Annotated in this window: 21 protein-coding genes; 6 read left to right on the top strand and 15 right to left on the bottom strand. The window is 71.4% G+C overall.

Features of this window, described 5'->3' with window-relative positions:
- Positions 1–92: 92 nt before the first annotated feature.
- Positions 93–884, top strand: coding sequence for an SDR family NAD(P)-dependent oxidoreductase (locus ACZ6RC_RS03375; protein WP_469579001.1), 792 nt, complete (start codon positions 93–95; stop codon positions 882–884).
- A gap of 58 nt (positions 885–942) precedes the next feature.
- Entirely contained in the window at positions 943–1,695 is a 753-nt protein-coding gene (locus tag ACZ6RC_RS03370; protein WP_469578999.1) for a TylF/MycF family methyltransferase, read from the top strand.
- A gap of 66 nt (positions 1,696–1,761) precedes the next feature.
- Here ACZ6RC_RS03370 and ACZ6RC_RS03365 read toward each other — a convergent pair whose 3' ends face one another.
- From ACZ6RC_RS03365 to ACZ6RC_RS03350, 4 genes are read right to left on the bottom strand one after another with little or no spacing between them, the layout of a single operon-like run.
- Positions 1,762–2,706, bottom strand: coding sequence for an aromatase/cyclase (locus ACZ6RC_RS03365; protein ID WP_469578997.1), 945 nt, complete (start codon positions 2,704–2,706; stop codon positions 1,762–1,764).
- 3 nt (positions 2,707–2,709) lie between these two features.
- Positions 2,710–2,964, bottom strand: coding sequence for an acyl carrier protein (locus ACZ6RC_RS03360; protein WP_469578996.1), 255 nt, complete (start codon positions 2,962–2,964; stop codon positions 2,710–2,712).
- A gap of 31 nt (positions 2,965–2,995) precedes the next feature.
- Positions 2,996–4,204 (bottom strand): ketosynthase chain-length factor, encoded by a 1,209-nt coding sequence (locus tag ACZ6RC_RS03355; RefSeq protein ID WP_469578994.1) that lies wholly within the window; start codon positions 4,202–4,204, stop codon positions 2,996–2,998.
- Entirely contained in the window at positions 4,201–5,466 is a 1,266-nt protein-coding gene (locus ACZ6RC_RS03350) for a beta-ketoacyl-[acyl-carrier-protein] synthase family protein (protein ID WP_469578992.1), read from the bottom strand. The genes ACZ6RC_RS03355 and ACZ6RC_RS03350 overlap by 4 nt, the downstream gene beginning before the upstream one ends.
- A gap of 169 nt (positions 5,467–5,635) precedes the next feature.
- Between ACZ6RC_RS03350 and ACZ6RC_RS03345 the strand changes: the two genes are divergently transcribed.
- Entirely contained in the window at positions 5,636–6,772 is a 1,137-nt protein-coding gene (locus ACZ6RC_RS03345; RefSeq protein ID WP_469578990.1) for a glycosyltransferase, read from the top strand.
- A 56-nt stretch (positions 6,773–6,828) separates the two neighbouring features.
- Here the strand turns inward: ACZ6RC_RS03345 and ACZ6RC_RS03340 are convergent, their stop codons facing one another.
- The 5 genes from ACZ6RC_RS03340 to ACZ6RC_RS03320 are packed head-to-tail and all read right to left on the bottom strand — an operon-like array spanning position 6,829 to position 11,730.
- On the bottom strand, positions 6,829–7,854 hold the full coding sequence (locus tag ACZ6RC_RS03340) for an NAD-dependent epimerase/dehydratase family protein (RefSeq protein WP_469578988.1): 1,026 nt from the start codon (positions 7,852–7,854) through the stop codon (positions 6,829–6,831).
- On the bottom strand, positions 7,851–8,456 hold the full coding sequence (locus ACZ6RC_RS03335) for a dTDP-4-dehydrorhamnose 3,5-epimerase family protein (RefSeq protein ID WP_469578986.1): 606 nt from the start codon (positions 8,454–8,456) through the stop codon (positions 7,851–7,853). The genes ACZ6RC_RS03340 and ACZ6RC_RS03335 overlap by 4 nt, the downstream gene beginning before the upstream one ends.
- A complete protein-coding gene (locus tag ACZ6RC_RS03330; protein ID WP_469578984.1) occupies positions 8,453–9,205 on the bottom strand; it encodes a class I SAM-dependent DNA methyltransferase in 753 nt (250 codons plus the stop codon). Before ACZ6RC_RS03330 ends, ACZ6RC_RS03335 begins: the two co-directional genes overlap by 4 nt.
- Positions 9,206–9,250: 45 nt before the next feature.
- Complete coding sequence (locus ACZ6RC_RS03325; RefSeq protein WP_469578982.1) at positions 9,251–10,375, bottom strand: DegT/DnrJ/EryC1/StrS family aminotransferase; 1,125 nt, start codon at positions 10,373–10,375, stop codon at positions 9,251–9,253.
- A complete protein-coding gene (locus ACZ6RC_RS03320) occupies positions 10,372–11,730 on the bottom strand; it encodes an NDP-hexose 2,3-dehydratase family protein (RefSeq protein WP_469578980.1) in 1,359 nt (452 codons plus the stop codon). The genes ACZ6RC_RS03325 and ACZ6RC_RS03320 overlap by 4 nt, the downstream gene beginning before the upstream one ends.
- 258 nt (positions 11,731–11,988) lie before the next feature.
- On the opposite strand from ACZ6RC_RS03320, the gene ACZ6RC_RS03315 reads away from it, so the two are divergent.
- Together ACZ6RC_RS03315 and ACZ6RC_RS03310 are read left to right on the top strand one after the other, a co-directional pair.
- Complete coding sequence (locus ACZ6RC_RS03315) at positions 11,989–13,161, top strand: serine hydrolase domain-containing protein (protein ID WP_469578978.1); 1,173 nt, start codon at positions 11,989–11,991, stop codon at positions 13,159–13,161.
- A 38-nt stretch (positions 13,162–13,199) separates the two neighbouring features.
- Entirely contained in the window at positions 13,200–14,423 is a 1,224-nt protein-coding gene (locus tag ACZ6RC_RS03310; RefSeq protein WP_469578976.1) for a nucleotide disphospho-sugar-binding domain-containing protein, read from the top strand.
- Positions 14,424–14,518: 95 nt separating this feature from the next.
- Here the strand turns inward: ACZ6RC_RS03310 and ACZ6RC_RS03305 are convergent, their stop codons facing one another.
- From ACZ6RC_RS03305 to ACZ6RC_RS03285, 5 genes are all read right to left on the bottom strand, one after another.
- Positions 14,519–15,553: an LLM class flavin-dependent oxidoreductase gene (locus ACZ6RC_RS03305; RefSeq protein ID WP_469578975.1), complete on the bottom strand. Its 1,035-nt coding sequence runs from the start codon at positions 15,551–15,553 to the stop codon at positions 14,519–14,521.
- A 14-nt stretch (positions 15,554–15,567) separates the two neighbouring features.
- Positions 15,568–16,299: an SDR family NAD(P)-dependent oxidoreductase gene (locus ACZ6RC_RS03300; RefSeq protein ID WP_469578973.1), complete on the bottom strand. Its 732-nt coding sequence runs from the start codon at positions 16,297–16,299 to the stop codon at positions 15,568–15,570.
- A 47-nt stretch (positions 16,300–16,346) separates the two neighbouring features.
- Positions 16,347–16,805, bottom strand: coding sequence for a nuclear transport factor 2 family protein (locus ACZ6RC_RS03295; protein WP_469578972.1), 459 nt, complete (start codon positions 16,803–16,805; stop codon positions 16,347–16,349).
- Between the two features lie 130 nt (positions 16,806–16,935).
- On the bottom strand, positions 16,936–17,877 hold the full coding sequence (locus ACZ6RC_RS03290; RefSeq protein WP_469578971.1) for an MBL fold metallo-hydrolase: 942 nt from the start codon (positions 17,875–17,877) through the stop codon (positions 16,936–16,938).
- A gap of 8 nt (positions 17,878–17,885) precedes the next feature.
- Complete coding sequence (locus tag ACZ6RC_RS03285) at positions 17,886–18,722, bottom strand: AfsR/SARP family transcriptional regulator (protein WP_469578970.1); 837 nt, start codon at positions 18,720–18,722, stop codon at positions 17,886–17,888.
- A gap of 376 nt (positions 18,723–19,098) precedes the next feature.
- Between ACZ6RC_RS03285 and ACZ6RC_RS03280 the strand changes: the two genes are divergently transcribed.
- Entirely contained in the window at positions 19,099–20,268 is a 1,170-nt protein-coding gene (locus tag ACZ6RC_RS03280; protein WP_469578968.1) for an acyl-CoA dehydrogenase family protein, read from the top strand.
- Positions 20,269–20,318: 50 nt separating this feature from the next.
- Here ACZ6RC_RS03280 and ACZ6RC_RS03275 read toward each other — a convergent pair whose 3' ends face one another.
- Complete coding sequence (locus ACZ6RC_RS03275; RefSeq protein WP_469578967.1) at positions 20,319–21,227, bottom strand: nitroreductase/quinone reductase family protein; 909 nt, start codon at positions 21,225–21,227, stop codon at positions 20,319–20,321.
- Positions 21,228–21,594 lie beyond the last annotated feature (367 nt).

The following is a 21,594-nucleotide window of genomic DNA, read 5'->3' as shown; positions in this document are numbered from 1 at the left end:
GCGCGCCCTAGCGGTTCTCCAGGGCACGTGGAGAGCGCTTTGAGCCGGCACTGCGAGCTTGGCGCCTCCCAGCCGACCCACCGGGAGGAAACATGGCCGGCGCCACCGCCGACGCACGCACCGCACTTGTCACCGGAGCCACCAGCGGAATCGGCCTCGAGATCGCCACCCGGCTGGCCCGCGCCGGCCACCGGGTCTTCCTCGGTGCCCGCACCGCCGACCGGGTGGCCGAGACCGTCGCCGCCCTGCGGGCCGAGGGGCTGGACGTCGACGGCCGGAGCCTGGACGTGACCTCCCGCGAGGACATCAGCGCGTTCGTACGGGCCGCGACCGCGCGGTTCGGGCCCGTGGGAATCCTCGTCAACAACGCGGGCCGCTCCGGCGGCGGCGTGACCCGCGAGGTTTCCGACGAGCTCTGGCTCGACGTCATCAACACCAACCTGAACAGCGTGTTCCTGATGACGAAGGACGTCCTCAACCACGGGGGCATGCTGGAGCAGGGCTGGGGCCGGATCATCAACATCGCCTCCACCGGTGGCAAGCAGGGCGTCCTGCACGGCGCCCCGTACTCCGCCTCCAAGCACGGCGTCGTCGGCTTCTCCAAGTCCCTCGGCCTGGAGCTGGCCCGCACCGGCGTCACCGTCAACGCCGTCTGCCCGGGCTTCGTCGAGACCCCGATGGCCGCGCGCGTGCGCGAGACGTACGCCGGCCTGTGGGACGTCACCGTCGACGAGGCGCACGCCCGGGTCAGCGCCCGGGTTCCGGTCGGCCGCTACGTGATGCCCGAGGAGGTCGGCGCGATGGTCGACTACCTCGTCGGGCCGGGAGCCGCCGCCGTCACCGCACAGGCCCTCAACGTCTGCGGCGGCCTCGGCAACTACTGAGGCCCCGCCCCGCATCGCACGTACCGCACCGGCATACCCGGAAGGACACATACTCCCCGTGGAGAACACGACAGAGCTGTACCTGGACCTCTTGGAGAAGGTCGTCACCAACCTCGTCTACGAGGACGCCCCGATCCCCAACGAGTGGTTCCCCGAGCAGGAGTTCCGCCCCGAGAACCGCGAAACGGGCAAGGACTGGCCCAGCGTCGCGCACACCATGGTCGGCCTCAAGCGCGTCCGCAACATCCGCACCCTCCTCGACCGGGTCGTCGCCGACGGGGTGCCCGGCGACTTCATCGAGACCGGTGTGTGGCGGGGAGGCGTGTGCATCCTCGCCCGCGGCTACCTCAAGGCCCACGGAATCACCGACCGCACCGTCTGGCTCGCCGACTCCTTCCAGGGCATCCCGGACACCGGAGAGGAGGGCCACCCCATGGACCAGGAGATGGCCCTGCACCGCTCCAACCACGTACTCGGCGTCTCCGCCGACACCGTGCGGGAGAACTTCGGCCGGTACGGGCTCCTCGACGACCAGGTCCGCTTCCTGCCGGGCTGGTTCAAGGACACGCTGCCGACCGCCCCCGTGGAGCGCCTCGCCATCCTGCGGCTCGACGGCGACCTGTACGAGTCCACCCTGGACGCGCTCGACAACCTCTACCCGAAGCTCTCCACCGGCGGGTTCGTCGTCATCGACGACTACTTCATCCCGGCCTGCCGCAAGGCAGTGGACGAGTTCCGCGAGAAGCACGGCATCACGGACGAGGTCGAGGCCATCGACGAGTACAGCGTCTTCTGGCGCCGCTCCGCCTGACCGACCCGCTCCACGACTTCGGCCTCCAGAACCTGACGGTCTGGAGGCCGAAGTCGTGTCGTCGAGTCAGGCGGAGGTGTGGGCCGCCGCCAGGTCCAACGTGGTACGGCTGTTCCTGCCGAGCGCGTCACGCAGGTACCGGCGCGCGTCGGCCAGTGTGGCTTCCGCGCCCAGCACCTCCGGTACGGCGGCAGGGTCGATCAGGACGGTGTGCTCGGCGGTGACCCGAGCCTCCGTCCCCGTCCCGGAGCCGGTGAAATCCCAGACACCGCTGTGTCCGAGCAGCAGCCGTGGCGGGACCAGTTGCTTGTAGGCGATGCGCTCGCCAGGCCGGCAGATCCGCAGCGAACGGGTGCTGTGCGCCGAGCCGTCGGCGGTGACGGTGTCCATCTCCAGCTCCTGCACCCCGGCGGCGTCCTCCGACAGCTCCACGCGCCGCACGTGCGGCAGCCGCTCGGGCCACAGGTCCGCGCGGTGCACGAACGCGTACGCCTGCTCGGTGGTGCAGTCCAGGGTGACGGTGTCGCTGAAGGAGAGCAGCAGATCACCGACCTCCGCCCCGTGGTCCGCGGCGAGCTCGGCGGCTCCGGCGAGCGCGGCCAGCTCCACCGGGCTGTTCCGGTCCAACACGGCGTTGATCCACTCCACCTGGTCCGGGGCGTCACCGACCGCCGTGAAGTCGTGCAGCAGCACGATGTCCGTGCCGCCGTCCTCCCGCGCCTCGAAGATCCACTCGCCGCCCATCGAGGCGATGGGCGGCGCGCTCTCTTCCTGATCGAAGCGGATCCGGAGGTTCACCGGGTCCAGCGCACGCCGCGAGACCCAGGTCTTCACCTCGCCGCCCACCGACGCCCACAATCGGAAACGCTCGGAGAGCTCGCCGCGCTCCAGGTAGTGCGCGGCAACGCTGGGCGCGAACAGGGCCGGCCACCGGCCGACGTCGGAGGCGAGGGCGTACAGCGCCTCCGGCGGGGCCGTGGAGGTCAGCGTGTGGCGGGTGTGCCGACGCATGGCTCAGCCCGCCGAGGAAAGGGCGCCGTTGACGGAGTCCAGCAGCTCGCGCGGGGTGGCCACCTTGTCCGGGACCTCCACCCCGTACTCGCGCTGGACGACAGCCGTGGTCTCCAGCAGGGCCAGCGAGTCGTAGCCCAGCTCCGCGAACGAGGTGTCGAGGATGTTCCCGTCGAGCTGGCCGCCTTCGCTGCCCGCGGACTCCGACAGGATGCGGCGCAGGTCGTCCAGCGTCATGGTGGTGATGTCGTCGCTCATCGTTCCTTCTTCACCTTTTCTGTTGCTTCCGTCAGTGGTCGTACGTCCGCACGACGGCGGCCGAGTTGAAGCCCGACACGCCCCGGGCGAGGACCAGGGCCGTCGCCAGCCGTGCCTCCCGCGGGGACTTGCGGACCAGGTCGATGCCGTACTCCTCAGGTGTCACGTCGGTGTTCGCGGTCGGCGGGATCACCCCGTCGCGCAGCGACAGCAGCGCGGCCACCACGTCCAGCGGTCCGCCCGCGGACTGCAGCCGCCCGGTCAGTGCCTTGGGGGCCGTGACCGGGACGCCCCGTTCGCCGAACACTCCGCGCAGCGCCTCGGCCTCCTGCCGGTCCGCAGCGGGCAGGCCCGCCGAGTCCGCGAAGACGACGTCCACCTCGGACGGCGCCACGCCCGCCTGGGCCAACGCCGCCTCGATCGCACGGCGCAGCGCCGGTGGCCGTGGGGAGCCTGGCGGCGGATCGAAAGTGGAGGCCTGCCCGGCGAGTTCGCCGTGGATCCGTGGCGCACCGCGCCCGCGGGCCGCCGCAGCGTCCTCCAGGACCAGGATCGCCGCCCCCTCGCCGGGCACGTGCCCGCTCGCCGTCGGGTCGAACGGCCGGTATTCGCCGGTGGTGACCCGGCCGCCGGCCCACTGCGCGGCCCATCCCCACGGGTCCAGGGCCGAATCCGCGCCACCGGTGACCATCAGCTTCGCCTCGCCCCGCAGGAGCGCACGCCGGGCGTGGCCGACGGCGTCCAGCCCACTCGCCTGTTCGGCGACGAGGGCCTTGCCCGGGCCGCGCAGCTGGTGGCGGATGGAGATCTGACCGGTGTTCACGGCGTAGAACCAGGCGAACGACTCGTACACGCTGACGAACTGCGATCCCTTCGACCACAGCTTCGCGAACTCGCGGTGAGTGAACTCGAAGCCGCCGAACGCGTTGCCGGTCATCACGCCCATGTCGTAGTCGACGAGCGCGGCGGGGTCCACGCCCCCGTCGGCCAGGGCCAGCCCGGCGGCGGTCAGCGCGAAGCGGGTCGATCGGTCGGTCTGCGGAAGCAGCCGGTTCGGCAGGTGCGCGGCCGGATCGAAGTCCCTCACCTCGCCCGCCTGCCTGGCCGGGTAGCCGGCGGCGTCGAAGCCGGTGATCTCCGCGATGCCGCTGCGGCCCTCCACCGTCGCGGACCAGAACTCCTCGGTCCCCAGACCATTGGGGGCGACGACTCCCAGCCCCGTGAACACCGTGCTCGTCATGACGCTCCTTCCGGCCGCCGCAGCAGCATCGCGGTCTGAAAGCCCCCGAACCCGCTGCCCACGGTCAGCACGGTGTCCACCCGCTGCTCGCGGGCGGTCAGCGGCACGTAGTCGAGGTCGCACTCGGGGTCGGCCCGGTGCAGGTTGGCCGTGGGCGGCACCACGTTGTGCTTCATCGCGAGCGCGCACGCGGCGATCTCGACCGAGCCGATGGCCCCCAGGGAGTGACCCACCATGGACTTGATCGAGCTGATCGGCGTGCGGTACGCGTGGTCGCCCAGGGCTCGCTTGAACGCGGCCGTCTCGTGCCGGTCGTTCTGCACGGTGCCCGAACCGTGCGCGTTGACGTAGTCGATCGCGTCCGCGTTCAGCCGGGACTGGTCCAGTGCCGTCCGGATGGCCTCGGCCAGCTCACGGCCGTCGGTCTTCAACCCCGTCATGTGGTAGGCGTTGAGACGCGTGGCGTACCCGCTGACCTCGGCGTAGATCGTCGCGCCGCGGGCCCGCGCACCCTCCAGCTCCTCCAGAACGAACACCGCCGCGCCCTCGGCCAGGACGAAGCCGTTGCGGGAAGCGTCGAAGGGCCGGGAGGCGTGCGCGGGGTCGTCGTTGCGGTTCGTGGTGGCCTTGATGGCGTCGAAGCTGGCCGCCACGACCGGGGTGACAGGGGTGTCGGAAGCCCCGGCGAGCATCACGTCGACGGTGCCGTCGGCGATCAACTGGACGGCGTTGCCGACGGCGTCGAGCCCCGAGGTGCAGCCGTTGGACACCAGGGCCACCGGCCCCTCCGCGCCCACCGTCCACGCCACCTCGGCGGCCATCACCCCGGGCGTCAGGTAGTCGTACATGTGTGGCGACAGATAGCGCGGGTCGACCTCCCACTGCCGGCCCGCGTCGGAGAGCACCAGGTACTCGTTCTCCAGGCTGGTGGCGGCAGCGACGGCACTGCCCAGGCTCACGCCCGTCCGGGACGGGTCGAGCGCCCCGAAGTCGAGGCGGCTGTCCGACACCGCGTCGCGGGCGCAGACCACGGCGAACTGCGTCGCCCGATCCATCCTGCGGGTCTCCCGCGGGGTGAGCCCTTCGGCGCCGGCGTCGAAGTCGCATTCGCCCGCGAGCTGGGAACGGAAGGTGGTGGGCTCGAAGAAGCTGATCCGGCGGGTCGCGGTACGACCCGCGGCCAGCAGCGACCAGAACTCCTCCGTGCCGCTTCCTCCCGGTGCGCGCACCCCCATACCGGTTATCACGACACGCCGGGACATCGAATCGGTTTCCTTCTCGCAGAGGTGACTCGGTAAGGCCGGAGAGACCGGCCGACACTCTTGATAAGCGGGGGCGGTCGACGTCTGCTCAAGAGGCGCTCGATGTCCGCTCAGGGAGGCCGTACACCGGTCCAGCGGTTCTCGAGCGCCGCGGTGCACCCTCAGTGCGATGAAGATCCTCTTTGTCACCGGCGGGAGCCCAGCGACCGTCTTCGCGCTCGCCCCGCTCGCCTCGGCGGCCGGCCTCGCCGGGCACGACGTCCTCGTCGCGTCGCCCGAGGACATGGCCCCGTACGTCACGGGCATCGGCCTGCCCGTCCTGCCCGTCACCGATGGGTCCATGCGCCGGTTCATGCTGGAGGACCGGGCGGGGGCGTCGCTGTCCATCCCCGTCGACCCGCAGGAGCGGATCCACTTCAACGGGGAGGGCTTCGGGCGACTGGCCGCCGCGACCCTGCCCCGGCTGCGGTCCCTGGCTGCCGACTGGACCCCGGACCTGGTCGTCGGCGGATCGCTCTGCTACGCGGCGCCCCTCCTCGCCCACGAGCTGGGGGCGCCGTGGGTGCGGCACACCTGGGACCTGGGCGAACCGCCCGGAATGGACGACGGCGCCGCCACCGAGCTGGCGACCGAACTCGAAGCGGCGGGGCTGGACGGGCTGCCCGTGCCCGCGCTGTGGGTGGACATCTGCCCGCCCAGCCTGCGCGCCGCCCACCCGGCCCCGGGTCCTCGCCATTCGATGCGGTTCGTCCCCGCCAACCTGCGCAGGCCGTTGGAGCCGTGGATGCTGCGCCGGGCGGGCCGGCCCCGGGTGTGCGTCACCGCGGGCAGCCGGGTCTCCGGCGCGGACGGGGTGGCCGAACTGGTCGAGCTGGCCCGGACGGTGGAAGGCCTCGACGGGGAACTGGTCGTCGCCGCCCCGCAGGACGTGGCCGACGCGCTGGCCGTCGAGGTCCCCGGAGTACGGGCCGGCTGGTTCGCCCTGGACACGCTCCTCGCGACCTGCGACCTCATCGTCCACCACGGCGGCGGGCAGACCGCCCTGACCGCCCTGCACGCGGGTGTGCCCCAACTGCTGGTGCCGACGATCCCGAAGATGCTGGAGCCGTGCCGCCGCATCGAGGAGCGTGGGGCGGCCGTGGTGCTGGCCGAGGGGGAGCAGTCCGGAGCCCGCATCGCGCGCGCCGCGACCGAGCTGCTGACCGCCCCCGGACCCCGGGAGCGGGCGGCGGAGATCAGCGCGGAGATCGCCGCCCAGCCCTCCCCGCACCGGGTGGTGTCCGTACTGGAGTCGCTGCGGCCCTGACAAGGAACGCCACGTCGGGTGGCCCCGCCCGGTCCCGGGCGGGGCCCTTCCGCAGGTCACAACCGGGACGCAGCCCCGGCCTCCTGAGCGGCGGCCACGGCGGCGACCGTCCGGTCCAGTGCCTCGTCCATCGCGGTGTCCCGGACGGCCAGTGCCCGCCAGCCCGTCGCGGCCGAGAAGGCCGACGGATCGACCGCCAGGCTGCGGAAGTCGGTCGGGTCGGCGTGTGGGGGCGGTTCCACCGACAGCACCGGCACCGCGGGCGTCCCCGTGTACCGGGACACGGCACGCGCCACCGCCTCGAACACCTCGCCCAGCGGCCGCGCCCGCCCGGTCCCGACCAGGTAGTGCCGGCCGGACAGCGCGTCGGCGTGGGCCAGGGCCGCCGTGAACGCTCGAGCGGCGTCCTCCACGTACAACAGGTCGCGGCGGACCGTGCCGTCGTGCCACATCGTCAGCGGCTGTCCCGCCAGCGCCCGCCGGATCATGGTGGACACCACCCCGCGGTCCTCGGCGGTAGGAGAACCCGGACCGTACACGGGAGGCAGCCGCAGGCTCACCGCCCGTGCCAGGCCCGCCGCCGCGGCCCGCTTCAGTACTGTCTCGGCGGCGTGCTTCTGCCGGTCGTAGACCCCCGTGGGCCGGTCCGGCTCGGATCCGTCGATCAGCTCGGCGGTGACCCGCCCCACCTGGGTGTTGCTGCCCGGGAAGACGATCGCGGGCGGCTCCCCGGCGACCGGTGCCCGCTCGGCGAGCAGCGCCACCAGGTCCCCGAGCAGGCCCACGTTGACCCGTTCCGCCTCCGTGTCGTCCTCGGACAGCCGCCACCCGGACGCACCGCGGATCCGCGCCATGAACGGCAGCACGGCGTCCGCACCGGCCACCGCCCGAGCCAGGGCGCCCCGTTCGGTGAGGTCGGCGGTGCACACCTCCACCCGCCCGGCGAACGACTCCGGGACCACGACCGGCCGTCTCGACACCGCTCGCACCCGGACACCGGGGTCGGCCGCCAGCGTGCGAACCACAGCCGAGCCGAGGAACCCGGAGGCGCCGAGCACGACGACCTGACGCGGCGCGCTCACCGTCCGTCCCCGTCCGCCCCGGCCGCCGTACAGTCCGCGTACCGCGGCAGCAGACCCCGGTCGCGTGCCTCGGCCAGCGTAGGCGCCGACCGGTCGCGCTCGGAGAGCACCGGTGCGTGCCCGCCCGGAAGCTCCAGACCCAGCTCAGGGTCGAGCGGGTGCACCGCCCGCTCCTTGTCCGCCCGGTAGGCCGCCGACAGCAGGTACACCATCACCGTGTCGTCCTCCAGCGCGGTGAACAGGTGTCCCACGCCCGGCGGGAGGTAGAGCGCGGTGCCCGCCTCGGGGGAGAGTTCCACCCGCTCGCTGCGCCCGAAGGTGGGTGAGCCGAGCCGGACGTCGACCACCACGTCGAGCGCCCGCCCGCCCGTGCACAGCACGTACTTGGCCATGGAGCCGGGTGTTGCGGTGAAGTGCACCCCGCGCACCGCCCAGCGGCGCGAGCTGCTGGTGCTCACCTGGGCGACCGGGAACAGCGGCCGGCCCAGCGCCGCACCGTACACGGCCTCCTGGTACGGGGAGCGGAACGAGCCGCGCTCGTCGTGGAAGACCTCGGGCTCGAACGCGTACGCGCCGTCGATGGCCAGTTCGCGGACCTTCACACGGCACCGCCGGGGCGGGTGGCGACGAACAGCCCCGGACCGTACAGCTCGTGGCGCAGGTATGCGGGCTCCAGGCCCGCTCGGCGGAAGGCCTCCTCGTACTCCACCCGCTCGAACAGGGTCATGACGTGCGTGTCCGTGAAGTACTCGACACCCGTGTCGGACGCCGCGACCGTGTAGTGCACCTCCATCCGGCTGGTCCGCCCGGCACGGACCGTGTGGGAGACCCGGGCGATCTTCCGCCCGCCGACCTCGACCACGTCGGCGCCGACCCAGCCGGGCAGGAAGTCCTCCGGGAACCACCAGGGTTCGACGACGAGGACACCACCCGGGGCCAGGTGCCCGGCCATGTTCGCCACCGCCGCGTCCAGGCCGCCGGTGGACTCCAGGTAGCCGACCGAGCTGAACATGCAGGTGACGACGGAGAAGGTACGGCCGAGCCGGAAGTCCCGCATGTCCCCCTCGGTCAGGGGCACACCGGGGTTGGTACGGGCGGCGATGGAGAGCATGGGGGCGGACAGGTCCACTCCGGCCGCCTCGGCGAAGAAGCCGCTCAGCTCGGCCAGGTGGGAGCCGGTGCCGCAGGCGACGTCCAGGAGCGATCCGGCGGCCGGGGCCACCGCGGCGCGCTGCTCGACGAGCTCGCGGACGACGGCCGACTCGGCGCGGTAGTCCTTGCCGCGGCCCCGGTAGAAGTCGTGGTAGACGTCGGCGCGGTCGTAGATGTGGGTGTCCGTGCTGGACGGCATGGTGTGGGCCTTTCGATCGGGCGGACGCTGCTGTGCGGACACTCCCTAGAGGGTCCGCAGGACCTCGTGGAGGGCGTCGATGACCTTGTCCTGCACGGCCTCCGACAGCGACGGGTACATGGGCAGGGAGAAGATCTCCCCGGCCAGCCGCTCGGTGACCGGCAGCGAGCCGGCCTCCACGCCGAGGTGGGCGAAGCCGCGCATCGTGTGAACGGGCCACGGGTAGCTGATGTTGAGCGAGATGTCGTAGCGCTCCTTGAGAGCGGGGATGATCTCGTCGCGGCGCGGGTGGCGTACCACGTACACGTAGTAGACGTGTTCATTGCCCGCGGCCGTGGCCGGCAGGGTCAGTCCGTCCGGCCCGCACAGGTCCGAGAGCCCCTCCGCATAGCGGCGGGCCACCCGGCGACGGCCGGCCACGTAGGCGTCGAGCCGGGTCAGCTTCCGGCGCAGGATCTCGGCCTGGACCTCGTCCAGGCGACTGTTGTGTCCGGGGGTCCGCTCGACGTAGTACACCTCCTCCATGCCGTAGTAGCGCAGCCGGCGCAGTGCGCGGTCGGTGTCGGCGGAGTCGGTCAGGACAGCGCCGCCGTCGCCGTACGCCCCCAACACCTTGGTGGGGTAGAACGAGAACGCCGCGGCGTCGCCCATCGTCCCGGCGAGCGCGCCGTGGTGGCGGGCGCCGTGGGCCTGCGCGCAGTCCTCCACGATCGCAAGCCCGTGCTCGCGGGCCAGGCGCCGCAACGGCTCCATGTCCACGCACTGGCCGTACAGGTGCACCGGCAGCAGCGCCTTGGTGCGCGGGGTGATCGCCGCCGCCACCTGGTCGGTGTCCATCAGGTAGTCCTCGGCGCGGACGTCCACGAAGACGGGGACGGCACCGACGGCGTCGATGGCGACGACGGTCGGGGCGGCGGTGTTCGACACCGTGATCACTTCGTCGCCGCGCCCGACGCCGAGGGACTCCAGGGCCAGCTGCACCGCGTTGGTGCCGTTGTCCACGCCGACGCAGTGCGGCAGGCCGTGGTAAGCGGCGAACTCGTCCTCGAAGCCGCGCACACTCTCGCCCAGGACCAGCCGGCCGCTGGCGAAGACCTGTTGCACGGCGTCGAGGATGTCCTCCCGCTCCTCCCCGTACTCCGCGAGGTAGTCCCAGACATGGGTGGTCACGTGTCGTCCTCCTTGTAGAAGCCCGCGAACGTCAGCAGGCTCCGGGCCTCGACGTTCAGGTGGTTGCCGTACCGCACGAAGTCGGTGAGCTGGCGCAGGGTCATCCAGGCGTAGTCGTCGGGGACCCGCAGGGGAAAGCTGTCCCCGACCTCCACCAGCAGGTAGCGGTTCTGCGCGTGATAGAAGCGGCCCCCCTCCTCCGAGTGGATGCGGTCGAAACGGATGTTCTCGGCGGGCGCGTCCAGCACGTCCGACAGGAACCGGGGTCGGCGCGCTTCGGGCAAGCCCCGGTAACTGTCCGGCTGGCATTGCACGGTGGGGGCCATCTCCACGCCGTCGAAGGCGCCCGTCTCGGTACGGGCCTGCATCAGTACGTGCAGGACGCCCCCGATGCGGCGGACCAGAAAAGCGATGACGCCCTGGCTACGCGGCTCGAACATGGGCTGCTGCCAGTGGCTGACCTCGCGGCTGTCGGTGTCGACGGACACCCCGATGACGGCGAAGTGCTGATCCCGGTCATGGACGATGGCACCGGCGCGCCGGCTCCACCCGTCGACCTTGGTCAGCGGGATCTGCTCGCGTGTCAGGGTGCAGACGTTCTTGGCCTCGGTGAACCAGCTGAGCAGCTGCGGGGTGTCGTGCAGGGCGACGGTGCCGGGAGCCCAGGACCGGGCCAGCGCGCCCCGGAAGGTGTCCGCGACCAGATCGGCGCCTCGGTCTCGCCAGGACGCCGCGCCGGCCAGCACCGTGCGGGTATCCATGTTGACCAGGTTCGGCTCGCGCAGCAGCTCGGCGATCTGCTCGAAGTCCAGCCAGCAGAAGTCTTCCAGCAGCGGGACGTCTTCATGTACCTGGACGATCATGTTCCGGTTCCGCTTGGCCAGGAACCAGGACGCCTGCTCGGACTGGAGCACGTCGGACAGGATCCGGCCGGAGCGGGGGGCGGCGAAGTGCTCCAGGTACGGCACCGATCTGCCGCCGTGCGCCCCGGTGAAGTTGGACCGGGTCGCCTGCACGGTCGGGGACAGTTGGAGGCCGTTGACGTTGCCCGGCTCCATCTTCACCTGGAGCAGAAAGTGCGGGACGCCCGCGAACTCCTTCACCAGGATGCCGAGGACACCCTGCTCGGGCTGGACGATGATCGGCTGCTGCCAGGCGTCCACCTCCCGGCCGGAGTCCGCGACGTCCAGCCCCTCGACGCTGAAGAACCGCCCGCTCCGGTGCACGAGGTTGCCGGATTCGGGGTCGGTGCGCCAACCGTCGAGGGAGTCGAGCGGGACCCGATCCACCCGGTAGCGGTGGGCGCGACGACGCCCGGCGTACCAGTCGCGGAATTCGGCTATATCGGAGAACATGTGGCCACCTTCGGTCCGAAAAATGCCCTCCCATTCCCGCGGGGGATAGCTCGGTTTTCGAGGAGAACAGACCTTGCGGGGAATCGCATGACACCGATCCTGCCAGAGGATTTCCGTCGAGGTCACCCCGCCAGGAGCTCTGCATTCCCTTGCGAGCGGAACATGACCGGCATTCGAGTGGGGCCCGAGTGACGGCCGCATCATCACAGGTCGAAGCCGTCTGCCGAGGCGGTCCCGCTCTCCCCGCGTGAAGGACGGATGACTGTGCAGCAATACCCCCAGGCAGGCCTGACCGAGGACGCGTTCACGGAGGTCCGGCGCGCCTTCGAGGACAACTTCGCATCGGGCGAGGAAATGGGCGCAGCCGTCTGCGTCTACCACCGAGGCCGCCCGGTGGTAGACCTGTGGGGCGGCTGGGCCGACCCCGACCACACCGACCCCTGGCGGGCCGACACCCTCGCGGTGCTCGCCTCCCCCACGAAGGCACTGGTCACCGCCGCCTTCCTCCACCTCTGGGAGAAACAGGGCCTCGACCTGGACGAACCGGTCGCCGTTCACTGGCCGGAGTTCGCCGCCCACGGCAAAGCCACCATCACCCCCCGCATGATCCTCGCCCACCGCTCCGGAATCGTCTGCCTCGACCACGCACCACTCACCCTCGACGCGCTACGCGCCCACACCCCCGTGGCCGAAGCACTCGCCGCGGCCCGCCCCGAATGGGAACCCGACACCGCGCACGGCTACCACGCCACCACCTACGGACACCTCCTGAGCGAACTCATACGACGCCGCACCGGCCTGACCGTAGGCCACTACTTCGCCCGCCACCTCGCACACCCCCTCCGCCTCGACGCCCACATCGGGCTACCGACCGACTCCGACGCCCACCTCGCCACCATGATGGAATCCAAAGCCGAAGCCCTCATGGCCGGCGCCGACCCCGGCGAGGTCGTCGAACTCCGCGAACCCACCACGCTCACCTATCGGGCGACCATCGGCAGCATGTCCCAGGACCCGGCCGATCCGGCCGTCGAGGACCCCTCCTACGGCGGCCTCGCCAGCGCCCACGCCCTGGCCCGCCTCTTCGGCGCCCTCGTCGGCGAGGTCGACGGCATCCGCCTCATCGGCCCCGACCGCACCGCCGAAATGGCCCGCCCCCACTCCCACGGCACCTGCGAGGTCATGCTGACCCCGCTCACCTGGGGACTGGGCGTGCAGCTCGCGGACAGCGCGGTGTTCCCCGCCGACACAGGCCTGAAGAATTCGTTCGGACTCAGTGGCGCGAACGGCGTCTTCGTTTTCGCGGACCCGGAACGCGAGCTGTCTTTCGGCTATGCACCGAATATGGGTTCTGCGGTGATGGGCAGCATGGACGGACGTGTCCGCAGGCTCGTCGAGGCGGTTTTCCGCAGCGTCGACAGAATTGTTTGATCCACGCCACCCGTCCGAATCCTAAGGAGTCATCCGCCATGCGGATCCTGTTTCCGGCAGCGCCGGGCTACGGCCTGATGCTGCCCCTCGTGCCGCTCGTCTGGGCGGCGCGCGCGGCGGGACACGAAGTCCTGATCGCCACCACCGCCCACATGGCGAAGGCCGCCGCCTGGTCCGGGGCGCCGGTGGTGGACGTGTTCCCCCGCCGTGACGTCGGCGAGGACCTGGTCGCCGGTCCGGACGGGCCCGTCCCCGACGCCAACCCGGACCTGCCCGAGGGGTACTGGGAACTCGCTCGCACCATGCGCCCGTTCGAGCTGTTCACCCTCGCCATGACCGAAGGAACGGTCGACGCCGGCCGCGACTTCGGCGCGGACCTCGTCGTCTACTGCTCCGACCACCAGGCCGGAAAACTGGCCGCCGTGGCCCTCGGCGTGCCTGCCCTGGAGGTCGGCAACCGGGTGTCCTGGTCGATGCGGGACCCCGGCGTGCGCGAGGCAGCCCGGACCAACGCCCGTCTCGGCGTGGTCCCGGACGACAGCCCCGTCGTCCTGCGACTGCGCGCTCAACTCGGCCTCGGCGAACGTGAGCCGGACCTCCTCGGCCGCATCGACCCCCGCGCCCCCAGTCTCGGCGGCCTGGAGCACGAGGCAGCCGACACGTACGACGGCGTGCCCTGGCTGCCGATGCGCTACGTGCCCTACAACGGCGGCGCCGTCCTGCCCGACTGGGCGCTGCGCCGACCGGCCCGGCCCCGCATCTGCCTCACCCTCGGCACCGTCGCACCGCTCCTGCCGGGCGGCACCGCCAGCCTGCGGCTGCTGATCGACGCCCTCGCCGCCCTGGACGCGGAGGTGGTCCTCGCCGACGACGAGACCGACCTGACCGCGCTCGGCCCGCTGCCCGCCAATCTCGTCCCGGCCGGCTTCGTCCCCCTCTCCGGCATCCTGCGTGACTGCGCGCTCGTCGTCCACCACGGCGGATCGGGCACCACCGCGGCCGCGCTGCACTACGGCGTGCCCCAACTGCTCGTCCCCAGCGGCGCGGACAACGAACTGTGTGCCGGCCGGATCGTCGAGCGCGGGGTCGGCCTGGCCGTGTCGCCGGAGACGGCGGACGCCGACCGGATCGCCGCGGCCGCCGTACGACTGCTCACGGAGGCCTCCTTCCGGCAGGCCGCCGCACAGGTCCGTCAGGAGATGGCGGGGCAGCCGTCCCCCGCCGAGCTGATCCACCGCATCACCGCCGGCGTGGCCGCCTGAGGGCGTCCCTCCCGCACACGAGCGCGCCGCGGGCGGGGCCCTGTCACCAGGTGCCCCGCCCGCGGCGCGTCCCACTGTGCGGGCCGACGGCCGCCTCAGTCGCGTACCCCGGACCGTTCCAGCGCGGTCATCGCCCGCTCCAGGACCGCGATCCGCTCCTCGACCCCGCCGGCCATGGCGGAGATCATGATGCCGAGCGTGGTGACACCCACCTCCGCGTACTGCCGCATCCGCTCCGCGACCCGGTCCACCGGCCCGGTCAGCGCGGTCAGTTCCACGAATCCGGCGGGCACCGCCGCAGCGGCGCCCGCCCGGTCCCCCGCGGCCGCGCGCCTGCCCACCTCGGTGGCGGCCTCGCCGAAGCCCAGCCGTGTCGCCAGTGCGATGTAGAAGTTCCGCTCCGGTGCCCCGATGCCCATCAGGTAGGCGTAATGGGCCCGGAGCAGGTCCACGCAATCGTCGGTGTCGTCGCCGATCGCGGTGGCAAGGCAGGGCATGACGTCGAAGCCTGCCATCGGCAGGCCGGTCCGCGCCCGACCCGCCGTGACGTGCGCCACCGACTCCGCGACCTGCTCGGGTGCGGCGAACACCCCGATCCACCCGTCGGCGATCTCACCTGCCAGCGCCAGGTTTCCCGGGCCGACCGCCCCCAGGTACACCGGTACGGGCGCGCCCTGCGTCTCGGTGATCACGTGCAGCGGGGCCGCACCCGAGCCGGAGGACGGCAGCTGGTAGTGACGGCCGTCGTAGCGGACCGGCTCACCCGTCAGCGCCCGCCGTACGATCTCCACGTACTCCCGGGTCCGGGCCAGCGGCTCCGCGAACGAAACCCCGTACCAGCCCTCGGAGACGTCGGGGTTGGACACCCCCAGCCCCAGCCGGAACCGTCCGCCGGACAGCGACTGCAGGGTCGCGGCGGTCAGCGCGGCCAGCGCCGGGCTGCGGGCGGGGATCTGCATCACGGCGGAGCCGAGCGCGATCCGCTCGGTCCGGCCCGCGACCATACCGAGCACGCTGGCGGCGTCCGAGCGGTAGCCTTCGGGGGCCAGCGCCACGTCATAGCCCAGCCGCTCGGCCGCGAGGGCCAGCTCCACGGCACCCTGGTAGCTCAGGTTCACACCAAGCTTCACGGTGTTTCCTCCTCTCAGATCAGCAGGTGGGCGCCGCCGTCGGCGAGCACCACCTCACCAGTGGTGTACGCAGCCCGGTGCAGGCCCATCACCAGCTCCGCGATGTCCTCGGGGGTGCCGGTGCGACGCAACGGCACGGCTTCCCGCACCCGCGCGCGGATCTCGGTGAAGCCTTCCGTCCACGGGGTGTCGATCAGCCCCGGGGCGATGGCGTTCACCCTCACCTCCGGGCCGACCGAGGCGGCCAGCAGCCGGGTCATGTGGTTGACGGCGGCCTTGCTGACCGCGTACGGGACGGAACTGCCCGCCGGCCGCACCCCGGCGACCGAGGAGATGTTGACGACGTGGCCGGCCCCCGAGGCTCGCAGCAGCGGCATGGCGGCCACGGTGGTCTGCCAGGTGCCGATGACGTTGACGCCGAGGATGTCGCGCCACACCTCCCCGGTCACGGCGTCGAGATCCTTGTGCGGGATGGCTCGGGTGACACCGGCGTTGTTGACCAGGAGGTCGAGGACGCCGTACACCTCGGCGATCTCGTCCAGCAACTGCCGGACCTGCCCCTCGTCGGAGATGTCCGCCTGGACGAAGCGCGCGTCGGGCAACGACTCGGCGAGTCGGCGGCCCGCGTCGGCGCTGCGGGTCGCGTTGACCACCACCGCCATCCCCTCGGCGGAGAGTCTGCGGGCGACGGCGGCGCCGATCCCGGACGATGATCCGGTCACCAGGGCGACGGGCTGACGAGGCATGAGGGGTTCTCCCTTCGGCGGGCGGCCGGGCCGAGCGGATCGGCCGCTCAACGGGACGCGTGCTGGACGTGCTCGGCGTGCTGGTCGTGCGCGACTCGGCGGGAGCGGTTGCGCACCGCCCCGTCCCTGATCTCCAGTACGTCGCGGACCAGGCAGCTGGGGCCGACCTGCGGCTCCTTGACTCCGGGCCGCACGGTGAGCACCAGGGCGTAGAAGACCGCGTCGAAGTCCCCGTCCTCACGCGGGCTGAGGTCGATCATGTTGAACCAGTGCCGGCGCTGCACCGGGTCGTCGGCGAACCGCTCGTGGAAGGCGTGCAGTTCGGCGACGATGCCGGCGGGCGTCCTGGACGGGGGGACACCAGGGGTGTGCTGGAACTCGCCGTCCTGCGTGAAGGTCTCGGCGTACTCCTCGAACCTCCCGCTGTCGAGGAACTGGACCTGGCGGGCGTAGTGCTGCCCGACCGCGGCGTAGAGGTCGGCGAAGCTGCTGCCGGCGGACGTCATCGGGTACTCCAGACGTGCTCGGGAACGACGGAGCGGGCGCCCGGGCACACGGGAGGTGCGCCGGGGCGCCCGCGAGCGCCGATCCTGTGAGCCGGTCCTCAAGACCCGCTCGAAGCGTCGTCCAGCCGCGTCAGGCGTGGCAGACGGGCCGGGACCCGCGGTAGGCGGCCATCTCCTCGAAGACGGTGCGCATCTCGACGATGACGGCCGACATGTCGAGCGCCGCGCCGTGGGCCCTGCCCCGCTCCTCGGCGAAGGCCCGGTGCAGATTGGGCACGAGGCGCTCCGGGTCCAGCAGGGCGGCGAAGGGTCCGAGGTCCGTTTCCCGCGCCAGTTCCAACGGGGACAGTCCGGCGTCGATACCCTGCCGGGCCAGCTCCTGCAGCCGGAGCAGGTACGCCTCCGTGGTGTCCAGCACGTCCACGCCACCGGACATGCCGTGCCCGGCCACGATGACGGCCGGGTCGAGCGCCCGCATCCGCGCGATGGCGCGCAGCGATCCGGCCACCGAGCCCATCGGCAGGAACGGGGTCACTCCGGACATCACCACGTCACCGGTGAACAGCACCCGCCGCTCGGGCACCCACACGGCGGTGTCGTTGGTGCTGTGTGCCACCTCCAGATGGATCAGCCGGGCCGTCAGATCACCGATGTGCAGCTCCAGTTCGGTCTGGTAGGTGGCCTGGGGCAACACGACCTCAACGGCTCCCCACCCCACGTCCGGCCACACCTCGGTGAGGTGCAGACCGGCCGCCGCCATCTCGCGCCGCGTCTCGTGGTGCGCGTACACCACCGCCTCGGGGAAGACGAAGTTGCCGAAGGTGTGATCCCCGTGCGAATGCGTGTTGACCACCGCGGAGGGGACCGGCCGGCCCTGCTCCAGTACCGCCTCGCGCAGCCGACGGGCCCGCGACTCGGTGGCCACGGTGTCGACCAGCACGGAGCGGCCCTCCGAGACGAGAAGCCCTGCGTTGTTCAGACACCAGCTGCCGTCCGGCTGGACATAGGCGAACACCCCGTCCGCGACTTCTTCCAAAAAGCCGTCACCGGCGGCGGTTTCCTTCCCACCCATGGCCGCGCTCACGTGAGGACGTAGTCGCGCAGCGACAGGTCGGTGGCGTTCGACAGCAGCTCCCGGTGGAGATTCTGGAGTCGACCCGAGGGCTCCACGCCCAGTTCCCCGATCAGCGCCTTCCGCAGGTCACGGAAGACCTCCAGGGCGCGCCATCCCGCCCCCGACCGTTGGTAGGCGATCATCAGGCAGGCGGCCAGTTTCTCGTGCAGCGGGTGCTGTTCCACCAGTTTGCGCAATTCCGGAACGAGGGTCGCACTCTTTCCCAGCCAAAGGTCGGACAGGATACGACGCTCAAGCACCTGCATTCGCACTTCGTTGAGGCCCGTCAGTTCCATTGACAGCACCCGGCCCACCGGGACGTCCATCAATGCGGGGCCGCGCCACAATTCCAGCGCCTGATGCAGGTACTTTGACGCGGCGGCAGCATCGCCGCGCTCCAGCGCGTTTTCTCCGGACCCGGCCAGGGACTCGAATTCGACAAGGTCGAATGACCTGGGCTTGACGGTGATCTGGTAGCCGTTGAAGCGGGTGGCCAGCAGATCCTTGGGGGTGACCCCAGCGCCCTCCGGCAGCCCCTCCACGATGAGTCTGCGCAGGTGGAGGACGTACATCTGGAGAGTGGTCATGCCGCTCCGGGGGATGCCCTCACCCCACACCTCCTCCATCAGGGTCGGCACCTGGACGACCCGGCCGCAGCGCAGGGCGAGGAGTGCAAGCAATTGCCGCGGTTTCCCCGCAGTAGGAACGATCGACTGCCCGTCGATTTCAACGCGTAATGGTCCGAGCACACCTATGTCTGCGAACGGCAGCGAATCCGGCGGTCGAAAGGAATTCTTTGACATTCTACTAACCCCCGTTGCAGTGGATCGCCTCTCGTCGGCCGATCCCACGTTCGACACAGGCTACGTCGACGTCAAGTCACTATCAAGGAAGATCCGACCGTCCGGCATGGTTCTGTTTCGGACCTCACTCGCGTCCGATTCGCCTACCCCGCCACCCGCCGACCTGTGGTAGCGCGCGCCGGGGTGATTAGCCGGATGTTCGAGCGGGACATATCGACTGGCCGTACACGAACCCGCACCGGTCGACCGAAGACCCCTGTGACATATGTCCCAAGGCCCGACCCCGGCTCCAGCGGTGCTGTAGCGGGCCTGTAGTGGTGCCCGATCGGTCCGGCCGACGGTGGCTGCCTGCACCGACCGCAAGGAGAGCCGCCTGATGTCCCACCAGATCCGGTCAGCGCCCCCGGCCCCCGAAGCGGCGACAGTGAGCGCGCTCGCCGCAGGCCGGGCCACGGCAGCCGAAGCCGCCCGCTCGCTGGACCCGGACGTCGTACGAGCGCTGCTTCAGGCAGGCTTCGCCCGGCACTTCGTGCCCGAGGCCCACGGCGGCCGGGGCGGGGGCTTCACCGCCGTGACCGACGCGGTTGCCACGATTGCGGCCGCATGTCCGGCCACCGCGTGGTGTGCCTCCATCGCCCTCGGCCTGTCCCGGATGGCGGGCTTCCTGCCCGAGGAAGGCCGCAAGCGCCTCTGGGAGGACGGTCCTGACACCCTGGTCGTCGGCTCTGTCTCGCCGCGCGGCCGGGCCCTGCGGAAGGACGGGGGCTGGCAGTTGACCGGAACCTGGCCGTACGTCAGCGCCGTCGAACACTCCGACTGGGCGCTGGTGCTCGGACTGGCCAAGGCCCCGGATGCCCCGGCCGAACGGCGGATCTTCGCACTTCCGCGCTCATCGTACGCCGTCGAGCGCACCTGGTCGGATATCGGGATGCGGGCCACCGGCAGCCACACCCTCACCGTCGACGACGTCCACGTCCCCGACGCGTTGTCCTTCCCGGCCGACGACCTGATGGCCGGGCGCCTCCCCGCGGACGCGCCCGATGCCGGCACCGGAGCCGACCGTCCGGCCGTGCCGCTCGCCGCCGTGAACGGACTGTTCTTCTGCCTGCCGATGCTCGGCGCCGCCGAGGGTGCTCTCGCGCACTGGTCCGCGTACGCGGAGCGCCAACTGCGGCGCGCGGGCTCCGGGGGCCCGGGGCCGGGACGTGCCTTCTACGAGGAGACCCTGGCCCGGACCTCGGGCTCGATCGACGCCGCCCGCCTGCTGCTGGAGAGGGTCGCTGCGGTGGCCGACTCCGGCCGGGAGATCACCCCGCTGGAGACGGCGCGCGCCCAGCGCGACTGTGCGCTGGTGGGCGACCTGCTGGTCGGGGCCGTGGACCGGCTGTTTCGGGCATCCGGGACGGCCGGGCACAGCGAGGACTCACCGCTTCAGCGGCTGTGGCGGGACGTCCACTCGGCCGCCGGGCACATCGTGCTCCAGTTCGGCCCCAACGCGAGCGCCTACGCAGCCCGGGCACTCTCCACCGACCCGGCCGAACAGTAGGGGCGCCCCGCCCGGCCCCTCCATCGGGGGCCGGCCGAGGCACATCGCGTTCAGGCGGCCGGCGGCGGCCCGGGCGGGAAGGGGATCTCGGAGAGCAGCGGCAACAGCGACTCCTCCTCGTAATCAAGGTGGGCGTTCAACTCCGAGGACATCCGGGCCAGCTCCTTGCGGAACCGCTCCGGGTCGGCACTGGTGATGTCGGAAAGCAACGCGCTCAGCTCCTGCTGCAGCCGCGCCACCGTGACGTGTTCGGTCCGCAGCCGCTCGAAGACGTCCGCCAGGTGCGGGTTGTGGGCCGCGAGCGCGGGGAACAAGTGGGCGTCCTCACCGGTGTGGTGGACCTCCAGCGTCTGGCAGAAGGCCAGGCAGTGCTGGCGGATCTGGAGCCCGAGCCCCACTGTCGGCACCGCCCCCTCGCCCTCGTGCGCGGCGGCCTTCGCGAAGTACTCGTCCACCTCGGCACTCACGTGCCGCAGCTGGCCGCGCAGCCACACGTGCACCTCGACCACCTTGTCGGCCAGGCTCCGCACCTCCGCCGGGCCCTCGCCCGGAGCGGGGTCGCTCTTCTGCAGCGCCACCACGGGCAGGACACGGCTGGTGTTCTTCTGGTAGTCGCCGTAGCCCGGCTGCGCGGCCACCACGTGCGCGAACAGCCGGTCGCGGTCCGCGCCCTCGGCCGGCACCGCGACCGCCTCGAAGGAGTCGGCGCCGATCTCCACCTGCACCAGCGGGTTCGCGAGCACGTTGTGGTACCAGTCGGGGTGTTTGGGTCCGCCCATGTTGGAGCCGACGACCAAGAGCTCGTCGCCATGGGACACATAGCCCAGCGGCGTGGTCCGCTCCTCGCCTGACTTGGCGCCGGTGGTGGTGAGCAGCAGCAAGTCACTGCCCTCGAAGTAGCCGCCGACCTTTCCCTGGTTCGCGCGGAACTCGTCGATGACGGACTCATTGAAGGACATACGAGGTCGGACTCCTTGTGAGGCGACAGAAGAAAGAAGAAGGAGGGGGTGGGGGTACGTGCGTGCGCGCGCATAGGGCCGTACCAGCGACAGTGGCGCTGGAAACGGGCCTGCCGGAATTGGCAGTGCGGACACGGAGTAGAGGGCACGGCCGACTAGAGCAGCGGTGCGGGCACGCCGAGGTGCCTGTCAGGCAAAGCCTGTGAGGAGAGAACGCATGGGATGGTCCCTGATGTGCGGGTGGTCGCCCGGTCACCGGCCGGGCCAATTCTCTTTGGCCGGTGCCACGCGCCACATCCCTCATTAGAACGAGCGCTCAGGGACGTTGTCAACGCGGCCCCATCAGCCCCCTGGCCGGATTCAAGCG

The sequence above is a fragment of the Streptomyces sp. NPDC048353 genome (assembly GCF_055587165.1).
This window is presented reverse-complemented; position numbering and strand designations above follow the sequence as displayed.